Source organism: uncultured Lactobacillus sp. (genome assembly GCF_946477725.1).
Lineage (GTDB): Bacteria > Bacillota > Bacilli > Lactobacillales > Lactobacillaceae > Lactobacillus.
Genome location: NZ_CAMKZC010000032.1, coordinates 1 through 11,018 on the forward strand (window position 1 = coordinate 1; position 11,018 = coordinate 11,018).

Genomic DNA, 11,018 nt, shown 5'->3' on the forward strand with positions numbered 1-11,018 from the left:
TAACAAAGCTCCTGAAATTGATCCTGAATAATTAAGTCAATTGCAAAAAGCAGTCATGGACTGCTTTTTTTATGTCCTGTTATTCTGTTATTTTTGCTATAATGAAATTGAGTTACTGGTTAATAATTTAATTTTAGAAAGCACGGATCATGGATAAAGAAGAACAGGATAGGTTGAAAAAATTGGCTGCCGTGAAGGCCGCTGAATTAGTTAAGCCGAAAATGAAATTGGGAGTCGGAACCGGCTCTACAGTTGCTTTTTTAATTGCTGAATTAGGCAGAAGAAAAAAAGAAGAAGGCCTTGAGCTAGCAGCAGTTGTTACAACCTCAAGCAGAAGTAAAAAACAGCTGGAAAGCTATGGCTTCCAGGTTGATGAGTTGGCAACTGTAGATCAACTTGATTTAACTATTGATGGTGCAGACAGAATTGCCGCTAATTTTGATGGCATCAAGGGCGGCGGCGGTGCCTTAACAATGGAAAAAAATGTTGCTGTTAATTCACGCCAAGTAGTTTGGATTGTAGATGAATCTAAAATGGTTGACCACCTTAGTGGTTTTCCATTACCAGTTGAAGTTTTGCCAATTTCGTGTGAGCAAAATTTCAAACTTTTTCAGGCTGAAGGACTGAATCCTAAGTGGCGGTTGACTGGAAATAAGCGTTTTGTCACACATTATGGCAATTATATTATTGATTTAAACATTGATCCTATTCCGGTTCCTAGCGGCCTAGCTGATTATCTGGATCATACCGTTGGTGTGGTTGAACATGGTCTTTTTTTAGGGATGTGCAATGAAGTTATTATTGCTCATGCTGATGGCAATATTGAAGACCGCAAAAAATAACTTTCCGAGTTAGCTTAAGATTTTGTTTTGGCTAACTTTTTTTAAAGAGCAACTGGAAGCTAAATTTGGTATCATAGTGCTATAACCATTTTAAAAGAGGATTCTTATGTTAAAAAAACCTTTGATAATTAGTACCGATCCCGGAATTGATGATGTAGTAGCATTGACAATAGCCTTGTTTGCTCCTGAGCTTGATGTGAAACTGATTGCTGCAACATGGGGCAATGTTCCGCTTAAAAACACTTTGACCAATACTTTGAAACTGGAAACTTTTTTGCAAACTAAAGTGCCAGTCGTGAGTGGAGCACAAAGACCTTTATTACGAGACCAAATTGATGCTTCTGACGTTCACGGCCAAAGTGGCCTAGCCGGTTTTGATTTTCCTGAACCTGATTACAGCTTATTAAAACCAGGTATAGCTGCAGAAGCAATTCACGAGGTAGTTGCTAATAGCAGCGAGAAGGTAACTTTAATGCAAATCGGCCCAGCAACTGATTTTGCCCTTTATTTTAGACAGTTCCCTGAAGATTTACCTAAAATTGAGCAACTAGTAATTATGGGTGGTGCAATTGGTCGTGGCAATTGGGGGCCGTATGCGGAATATAATGTTGCGGGTGACCCTGAAGCAGCACAAATTGTTTTTGCAAGTGGCATAAAAATTTTATTGGCGCCACTGGAATTAGGTCATCAAGCTTACATTACTCCGGCAGTCTTAATGCAAATTAAGAAAATAGGCAGAACTGGTAATATGCTTTACCATATTATGGACAAATTGCAAGATCACACTAGAACTAATGGCCGAGAAGTATACGATGCGTTGGCATCTGGAATGTTGGTAAAACCGGAAATGTATACTTTTAAACCGGCTTACGTGGTGGTAGACACCAAGAGTCCTAGTGCTTATGGCGCATCAATGATTGATTTTGACAACTTCTTTGGTCAGCCAGCAAATGTTCAAGTTGGTGTCGAAATTGACCGTAGACAATTTTCAGAGTGGCTTATTGCGGCAATCAAAGAAGTAAGTAATTGAGGTAGATAATGGCAGATTTCGTTTATCGTACTGTGATGCGCGATATCAAACAAAATATTTTGGATAACAAATATGAAGGAATGCGTCTTCCAGACGAGCGTAGTCTAGCTGAACACTACCAAGTAAGTCGCTCATCAATGAAAAGGGCAATGGAGCTGCTTTCTCAACAAGGCATTGTTTTTAAAAAAAGGGGTAGTGGTACTTTCATCAATCCCCTATATTTAAAGAACCAATCATTGTTTCGTTATGAAGGATCAAATTTAGGGTTGACCGATAGCCTTAAAGTTCCAGGTAAAAAGCAGGGTATTAAGTTGCTTTCTTTTAATGTGATTAAAACACCCGCTGGAATAGCTCAAGACTTGTTTCTTAAAGAAAATGACTTTGTTTACCAATTTAAAAGACTTCGTTTTTTGGATGAACAGCCCTTTTTGATAGAAACTGGCTATGTACCTATTAAAATAGTTCCTGAGCTCAAGCCTGAGCACTTAAAAAAGTCCCTTTTTAATTACTTAGAGGATTCACAAAATAAGGTAGTCACTAAAGCCTTTCTTAATATTACTGTTGAACCATCTGATAGGGATGATCAAGCAAGGCTTAATTTAAAGTCTACTGAACCAGTTGGCGTAATGGAAGGTATTTTCTTTTTAGATGATGGTACTCCATTTGAAGTGTCAACTATGCGTATTCATTATCAATACATGCGCTTTAATACTTTTGTTAATTTGAATAAATAAAAAACAGGCGAAAGCCTGCTTTTTTTGGATACATTCTATATAAAAAAGGAAATCAAACATTGCTAAATTGTTGCATATCCGTGAGCCGCCCGGTATAAACAAAATTTAAGTTAATCTTTTTGGTTTTGTCACTTAAATCATGTAGAAGCTTTTGCTGCATAGTTGTTAAATGCAAATGCTGCAGCACAACAGAAGCTTGAATGTACAATACTAATTTGCCAGCATAATCTAATGGATGGTCTTGATTGTCAAATTTGCGCATGACCATACCAATGGCGTCACGAATTTGCTTATATTTATTGATATTCAATTCATTATATATATTAGAGTAAAAACTCTGATAAAACTGCTCTAAATCCTGATAAACTTCTTCGATTAGTTGTTGCTGCTTTTTTGAAAACAAACTACCAAAAAAGTTACGCATAACCTCACTTCCTTAAAACCGAAATGATTTGGGTCTTCGGCGAAAAATTTTTCTGAAATTTTTCTGGCAAAGGCAAATCTGTGATCAAAACGTCAATTTCATTAAGTGGAATTGACATGTAAGGAGAAGAATTTTCACTATCAAACTTATATTTTTCTGCAACAACAATAACTTGCTTTGCTCTGGAACACGCGGTTTTAATTAACTCCGAATCACTCATTTTTGCTGAATAAATACCGTCATCTTTAACGTTGGAGGTGCCAATGAAAGCAGTATTAAAACTTATCCTATGTAAAAGATCAAGTGAAGTTACAGAATAATTAAACCTATGCTCTTTATCAATTTTTCCTCCCAGCAGTCTTACACTTGGTAATTTTGTTTGCATCAATGCTAGTGAGTTGTCAATTGAATTAGTGACTATTTGCAAATCTGTACCACAAATTAATTCACACAATTTTTTAAGAGTAGTTGAGGGACCAATAAAATCGCACTGGTTAGGATGTACAAAACGTCTAGCCATCTGGGCCATTTTAATTTTAATAGGTGAATCGATTTGGTTTCTGGTAAGAAAATTAGGCACCTCATTTTCATCAATAGCAATTAATCCGCCATGAACTCTGATTGCTTGTCCAGTTGTGGTTAATCGAACCACGTCTCGACGAGCAGTGTCAAAAGAAATATTGAAATAGTGTGCTAAGCTGCGAGTTCGTAAATGTTTTTCATTTTTAAGCATTTGCTTGATTTTTAATAGACGGTCTTCCTGTGACATCATACTTCTCCTCTAAATAAATTAACACTACAGCGAATATTGTTTAACTACTTTTTCAGCATTTAGCAATAAAAATAAGCACTTATCAGTATTTGAGCATAAATATGCTGATCTGTAAATAAAAAGTAGAGGAATAATAGTGTTTTTCCTCTACTGACTTTAAACAAACACGTTTTTATAAAATTGGGACGAACCAATTTTCAAAATGGTTGAACTTTTATCAAAAATTGCTATAATATGTTTATAAAATGAAATTAAGCTAAACAACTAAGGGAGAATTAAAATGGCAGTTGATTATGATTCAAAAGAATTCCTTAAAAGCGTTGACGCTCATTGGCGGGCTGCAAATTATTTATCAGTCGGTCAGCTTTTCTTAATGAGCAATCCATTATTAAAACATGATTTAAAAGCAAGTGAGGTAAAACCTAAGCCAATTGGTCACTGGGGTACTATTTCACCGCAAAACTTTATTTATGCCCATTTAAACAGAGTTATTAAGAAGTATGGCTTAAATATGTTCTATATTGAAGGCTCAGGTCATGGTGGTCAGGTTATGGTTTCAAACTCGTATCTTGATGGTTCATATAGTGAACTTTATCCTGAAATTCAACAAGACGAAAAGGGCATGGCTAAGCTCTTTAAACGCTTTAGTTTTCCGGGTGGCTCCGCTTCGCACGCCGCACCTGAAACTCCAGGATCAATGCATGAAGGTGGAGAATTAGGTTACTCACTTTCCCATGGTACTGGTGCCATATTAGATAATCCTGATGTGATTGCAGCTGTGGAAATCGGTGATGGAGAAGCTGAAACTGGTCCGCTTGCAGCAAGCTGGTTCAGTGATAAATTTATTAACCCTATTAAAGATGGTGCTGTGCTGCCGATCTTGCAAATTAATGGTTTTAAGATTTCTAATCCAACGATCGTTTCCAGAATGTCAGACGAAGAACTGACCAAATACTTTGAAGGTATGGGCTGGCATCCTTATATTATTTCCGCATATAATGGCGGCGAATTTGACGGTTATAAAGACCATATGCAAATTCACGCAGAAATGGCCAAATTAATGGATACTGTCATTGAAGAGATTAAAGCAATCCAAAAGAATGCACGTGAAAACAATGATTTAACCTTACCTCACTGGCCAATGATTATTTTCCGCGTGCCTAAGGGTTGGACTGGTCCCAAGAAAGATCTTGACGGTAATCCAATTGAAAACTCCTTTAGAGCACACCAAATTCCAATTCCAGTTGCTCAAGATGATATGGAACACAAAGATATGCTCGTTGACTGGCTTAAGAGCTATAAACCGGAAGAACTATTTGATGAAAATGGTACACCAACTGCAGTGGTAACAGCGGATAATGTTGCTGGTGATAGTCGAATGGCTATGAACCCAATCACTAATGCTGGTGGTGAAAAAGCTAAGCGCCTTAGCTTGCCTGATTATCGCAAGTACGCTTTGAAATTTGATCAACCAGGTTCTATTGAAGCTGAGGATATGACCGAATGGGCTAAGTACTTAAATGAAATCGCTGAACTTAATCCAAATACTTTCCGTGGCTTTGGACCAGATGAGACCAAGTCTAACCGCTTGTTTAAGTTCATTGATGAGCAAAAACGGCAATGGGAAAGCTCTGTTCATACTCCTAATGATGAAAACTTGGCACCAAGCGGGCGTTTAATCGATTCTCAATTATCAGAACACCAGGACGAGGGCTGGCTTGAAGGTTATGTTTTATCAGGTCGTCATGGCTTCTTTGCTACCTACGAATCATTTGGCCGGGTTGTAGATTCAATGCTGACCCAGCATATGAAGTGGTTAAGAAAAGCTAAGGAACAATATTGGCGTAAGGATTACCCCTCACTTAACTTTATTGCAACTTCAACTGTGTTCCAGCAAGACCATAACGGTTATACCCACCAAGACCCAGGTGTATTGACTCACATGTATGAAAAGAATCGTCCTGATTTAGTTCATGAGTATCTGCCTGCCGATACTAACTCATTGTTGGCAATTTCCCAAAAAGCTTTCACTGATCGTGAATGTATTAATATTTTGGTAACTTCTAAGCAAGAAAGACCACAATGGTTCTCAATTGATGAAGCAACTCGTATTGCAAATCACGGCTTATCTTACATTGATTGGGCTTCAACTGACCATAATGCTAAACCTGATGTTGTGTTTGCTTCAACTGAAACTGAACCAACAATGGAATCTCTTGCCGCAATCGATATTTTGCACAAGAATTTCCCTGACCTGAAAATTCGTTACATCAATGTTATTGATGTTATGAAGCTAATGAATACCAAAGATAATCCAGAAGCAATTTCAGATGAGGAATTTGAGCAATTGTTCCCAAGCGATGTGCCAGTGATTTTTGCCTGGCACGGTTACAAGGCTATGATGCAGTCAATCTGGTTTGGTCGCAAACGCAGCAACGTTCACATTCACTGCTATGAAGAAGAAGGCGACATTACTACTCCGTTTGATATGCGGGTAGTTAACGAGCTTGATCGCTTCCACTTAGCTAAAGATGCCATTTTAAGTGTTCCTCGTTACGCTGAAAAGAGTGCAGGCTTTGTAGCAGAGATGGACAGGTTGCTTGCTAAGCATCACCAATACATTCGTGATAATGGCAAAGACATGCCTGAAGTTACAGAATGGCAATGGACCGGTCTTAATTAACAAAAACATTGAGCGAAGGCAGTTTCTAAGTAATAGAAACTGTTTTTGTTTTAGCTAATTTTAATAGTCTTATTCTTGTTAAAAATAAAAAATTTATTTATAATAAGTATCATCATGAGGGAGTAACAGCAATTACTTGCGATAAGCCCAACAACCGAAGGAATCCTTCTGGACTTATCTTAAATAGTGAGACTTGTGTGTGTTAAACATATGGGTCTCTTTTTTGTTAGTAGGAGGTAACAATGCCCCAGAAATTTTATAACCAAGAAATTGAAAATGTAGCTCAAGAGTTGTCAACATCAACTAGTCAAGGTTTGCAGACCAGTCAGATTAGTGCCTTGCGTGCAAAATATGGCACTAATAGTTTGGCAAGCAAAAAGAAAACTAGTATTTGGCAACGTTTTTTGGCTCAATTCAAAGACTTCATGATCATTGTTTTGATAGTTGCAGCGCTACTTTCAGGTTTTGTCGCACAAGAATGGACAGATGCTGCAATAATTATGATAGTGGTTATTTTGAACGCGGTCCTAGGCGTCTTCCAAGAAACACGCTCGGAAGAAGCAATTAACGCATTAAAGAAAATGGCTACTCCTAATGCTCATGTTCGGCGAGATGGTCAGATTGTTGAAATTCCCAGTCCTGAATTACTACCAGGTGATGTGGTTTTACTTGAAGCTGGAGATGTAGTTCCAGCGGATTTGCGTTTAACTGTTACCAAGAGCCTTAAAATTGAAGAATCCGCTTTAACCGGTGAATCAGTTCCAGTTGACAAAAATGTCGCCCCTATTAATGATGAAAAGGTGGCACTGGCAGATCAGGACAATATGGCTTTTGCCAATACCAATGTGACCTATGGCCGCGGTGAGGGCATTGTTACTGAAACGGGAATGAACACTGAAGTCGGCAAAATTGCCACGATGCTTAATAACACTGATGAAACGGATACACCATTAAAGCGCAACCTTAACCAGTTAGGTAAGACGCTGACAATCATGATTCTGCTAATTTGTGCTGTGGTATTTGTTGTAGGCTTTTTTACCAAAAAAGGAACAGAGCCAACAGATAAATTAGCAATTGATATGTTCTTGGTGGCCGTGTCACTTGCAGTTGCAGCTATTCCAGAAGGACTGCCGGCTATTGTTACTATTATTTTGGCATTAGGCACGCAGGTGATGGCCAAGCATAATTCGATTGTGCGCAAGTTACCTGCTGTTGAAACCTTAGGCGCAACAGACATCATTTGTTCTGATAAAACTGGTACCTTAACCCAAAATAAAATGACAGTTGAGCAGATTTATTATGATCATCAAGTACATAAATCTTCCAGCAGTATTAGTCATGATAATCATGCTTTAATGGCGATGGTTTTAGCTAATGATTCTAAACTTGATGAAAGTAATCAATTGCTGGGTGATCCTACCGAAACTGCCCTAATTCAATACGCTCTTGATCAAAAGATAGATGTGCATAACCTACTTGCAAGTCATAAAAGACTGCAGGAAGTACCGTTTGATTCTGGCCGTAAACTGATGAGCACCGTCAATGAAGACAATGGAAACTACTTTGTGGCTGTTAAAGGAGCACCGGATCAGCTGCTGAAACGAGTAACGCGGATTGAACTAGATGGCAAAGTTAGTGCAATTAGCGAAAAGCAAAAAGATGAAATTATGCTTGCTAATCAAAATATGGCTAAAAATGCGCTGCGAGTTCTGGGACTAGCCTATAAACCGGTTGAGAAGTTATATGATGATCCTTCAACTGACAATGTTGAACAAGATTTAATTTTTGCTGGGTTAGTAGGAATGATCGATCCGGAACGCCCAGAAGCCAAAAAAGCCATTGTTGAAGCCCATAATGCCGGAATTAGGACCGTTATGATTACAGGTGACTTTCAGGTAACTGCACAAGCGATTGCGGAAAGATTAGGGATTTTAAAACCTGGCGAAGATGAACGGGTTGTTACCGGTGCACAACTGGATGAATTTAGTGATGAATACCTGGAAAAGCACGTAGCAGATTTTAACGTTTATGCCAGAGTTTCACCCGAACATAAGGTTCGCATTGTCAAAGCTTGGCAGGCACAAGGCAAAATTGTGGCCATGACAGGTGACGGCGTTAATGACGCTCCTAGTTTGAAGCAGGCTGATATTGGGATAGGTATGGGGATTACCGGTACCGAAGTTTCAAAGGGGGCCAGTGATATGGTCTTAGCGGATGATAATTTTGCTACGATCGTTGAAGCCGTTAAACAAGGACGTAAAGTCTTTAGCAATATCCAAAAGGCCATCCTTTACCTGATGAGTTGTAACGTTGGTGAAGTTCTAACTGTGTTCATGATGACCATGCTGGGCTGGGATATCTTAGCTCCTGTTCAGTTATTGTGGATTAACTTAGTTACGGACACGCTGCCAGCTATTGCTCTAGGTCTTGAACCAGTTGAAAAAGGTATCATGAAGCGGACACCACGGGGTAAAAAATCAAACTTCTTCAGTGGTGGAGTCGCAAGCTCGATTGTTTACCAGGGAATTTTAGAAGGTGCTATTGTTTTAACTACTTATCAGTTAGGATTAAATTTTGGCCCTCATATGAATGAAGCTAACTTACAACATGGTGATGCATTAACTATGGCCTTTCTTACGCTAGGCTTAATTCAACTGTTTCATGCTTTCAATTCTAAGTATATTCACCAGTCTATCTTTTCAAGAAGAACATTTGCAAACAAGTGGTTTAACTGGGCAATATTAATATCTGCCGTGGTAATGGCGGCAGTAGAGTTGCCGTTTATGACAAAATTCTTTGATGTCACGGAATTGAATTCCACACAATGGTTGATAGTTTTAGGTGCCGGAATTTGTATGATCGTGATAGTTGAAATTGTCAAAGCATGTCAACGTCTAGCAGGCAAGAAATAAAAGTATCTTTAAAATAAAAAGTCCCGCAATCTTAATTTAGATTGTGGAACTTTTTTAGTTTATTTTGAAACAAGCTCAGCTATTTTTAGTAAATATTCAGCATCAATTTGGTCAAATCTGTTGAAACTGTTACTGTCAAGATCAAGAACTGCAAGCAAACTGTTATTTTTAATAAGCGGCACGACAATTTCAGAATTTGTAGCAGCATCACACGCAATATGACCGGAAAATTTGTGAACATTGGGCACGATTTGAATTTGCTGAGTTTTTGCAGCGATACCGCAAACTCCCTTTCCAATTGGAATATGCATGCAGGCAATGGGTCCCTGAAAAGGTCCTAAAATTAATTCGTTGTCTTTAAAACGATAGAAACCTGCATAACTAATTTCAGGTAAACTATTGTAAAGCAGCGAGCTAATATTACTCATATTGGCAATTAAATCATGCTCATTTTGAAGCAAATTATCAGCTTGTTTCAAAATCAACTTGTAATCTTTCATTTTTTCCATAAGCATTCTCCTAATGAAAGTGTAAGCCAGTTTAACTCTTTTTAAAAGTACCAATCTGTAATTGAAATAAATTTCTCACAGATATTTTTAATGATAAATCACATTTTTTGACAAAAAAATATTAGTATTGAACATACAATATAGCCATTATTATTGAATATTTGCTTATATGGCGGGAGCTAACAGACTTTTAGTTTGACGTAAATCAAACAGAGCTTTATCTAAATTTTTATTAAAAAAACTGTATTACTTTTAAAATTCTTAACCGTTATAGTAAAATAGAAACTACAACTTATTATTTCATGCATTGATTATGAAAGGGGCGATGACAATGTCGATGATAGAGTTCCATAACGTGCAAAAATTTTATGGCCATTTTCATGCACTGCACGACATTAATTTAGAGATTGATCAAGGTGAGACGGTGGTTCTGATCGGGCCATCCGGTTCTGGTAAAAGTACACTTGTACGGACCGTTAACGGACTTGAATCAATCCAGAAGGGTAAGTTGGTAGTTAACGGTCACGATCTTTCTGACCCAAAGACTAATCTCAATATTTTACGTAGTGATGTTGGGATGGTTTTCCAGCATTTTAATTTGTACAAGAATAAAGATGTACTGGAAAATATTATGCTGGCACCCAGAATAGTAAGCCATATTCCTGAAGAAGAAAATAAAAAACAGGCATTAGACTTGCTCGATATGGTTGGACTGAGGAAATGGGCACATAATATGCCTTCACAAATTTCCGGTGGTCAAAAGCAGCGTGTTGCAATAGCACGAACTCTGGCAATGAAGCCAAAGCTTATCTTATATGATGAGCCAACGTCTGCTCTTGATCCGGAAATGATTGATGATGTTTTACAAGTTATGAAGAAAGTTACCAACGAAAGTGGTATGACTTCATTAATCGTTACTCACGAAATGGGCTTTGCCAAAGAGGTGGCTAATAGAGTTATCTTCATGGATCAGGGTCGGATTGTTGAGGATGATGATAGCGAGAGCTTCTTTAAACAGCCAAAGACGGAGCGGGCACAACAATTTTTGAGTAAAATTATTTCTCACTAAGGAGGCCAATTATGAAAAAGAAATTTTGGCTACTTCCTTTATT

At 38.0% G+C, this 11,018-nt stretch carries 9 protein-coding genes; 6 read left to right on the forward strand and 3 right to left on the reverse strand.

Features of this window, described 5'->3' with window-relative positions; all coding sequences use genetic code 11:
• The first annotated feature begins 149 nt into the window (after positions 1-149).
• The 3 genes from rpiA to Q0R51_RS08295 all read left to right on the forward strand — a co-directional run bounded on the left by rpiA (position 150) and on the right by Q0R51_RS08295 (position 2,606).
• Positions 150-842 (forward strand): ribose-5-phosphate isomerase RpiA, encoded by a 693-nt coding sequence (rpiA, locus tag Q0R51_RS08285; RefSeq protein ID WP_294758031.1) that lies wholly within the window; start codon positions 150-152, stop codon positions 840-842.
• Between the two features lie 106 nt (positions 843-948).
• Entirely contained in the window at positions 949-1,872 is a 924-nt protein-coding gene (locus Q0R51_RS08290; protein WP_294758033.1) for a nucleoside hydrolase, read from the forward strand.
• Positions 1,873-1,880: 8 nt separating this feature from the next.
• A complete protein-coding gene (locus tag Q0R51_RS08295; protein ID WP_294758035.1) occupies positions 1,881-2,606 on the forward strand; it encodes a GntR family transcriptional regulator in 726 nt (241 codons plus the stop codon).
• A gap of 52 nt (positions 2,607-2,658) precedes the next feature.
• Here Q0R51_RS08295 and Q0R51_RS08300 read toward each other — a convergent pair whose 3' ends face one another.
• Positions 2,659-3,030, reverse strand: a complete 372-nt coding sequence (locus Q0R51_RS08300; protein ID WP_294758038.1) for a bacteriocin immunity protein — start codon at positions 3,028-3,030, stop codon at positions 2,659-2,661.
• A 4-nt stretch (positions 3,031-3,034) separates the two neighbouring features.
• Positions 3,035-3,799, reverse strand: coding sequence for a DeoR/GlpR family DNA-binding transcription regulator (locus Q0R51_RS08305; protein WP_198202874.1), 765 nt, complete (start codon positions 3,797-3,799; stop codon positions 3,035-3,037).
• Between the two features lie 283 nt (positions 3,800-4,082).
• Here Q0R51_RS08305 and Q0R51_RS08310 point away from each other — a divergent pair, with 283 nt between their 5' ends.
• Positions 4,083-6,485 carry a phosphoketolase family protein gene (locus Q0R51_RS08310; protein WP_198202791.1) on the forward strand — a complete coding sequence of 801 codons (2,403 nt, stop codon included), beginning with the start codon at positions 4,083-4,085 and terminating at the stop codon, positions 6,483-6,485.
• 242 nt (positions 6,486-6,727) lie between these two features.
• Positions 6,728-9,397 (forward strand): calcium-translocating P-type ATPase, PMCA-type, encoded by a 2,670-nt coding sequence (locus Q0R51_RS08315; protein ID WP_294758042.1) that lies wholly within the window; start codon positions 6,728-6,730, stop codon positions 9,395-9,397.
• 59 nt (positions 9,398-9,456) lie between these two features.
• Here the strand turns inward: Q0R51_RS08315 and Q0R51_RS08320 are convergent, their stop codons facing one another.
• On the reverse strand, positions 9,457-9,906 hold the full coding sequence (locus tag Q0R51_RS08320; protein WP_294758044.1) for a GAF domain-containing protein: 450 nt from the start codon (positions 9,904-9,906) through the stop codon (positions 9,457-9,459).
• A 331-nt stretch (positions 9,907-10,237) separates the two neighbouring features.
• On the opposite strand from Q0R51_RS08320, the gene Q0R51_RS08325 reads away from it, so the two are divergent.
• A complete protein-coding gene (locus Q0R51_RS08325) occupies positions 10,238-10,975 on the forward strand; it encodes an amino acid ABC transporter ATP-binding protein (RefSeq protein WP_122037342.1) in 738 nt (245 codons plus the stop codon).
• Positions 10,976-11,018 lie beyond the last annotated feature (43 nt).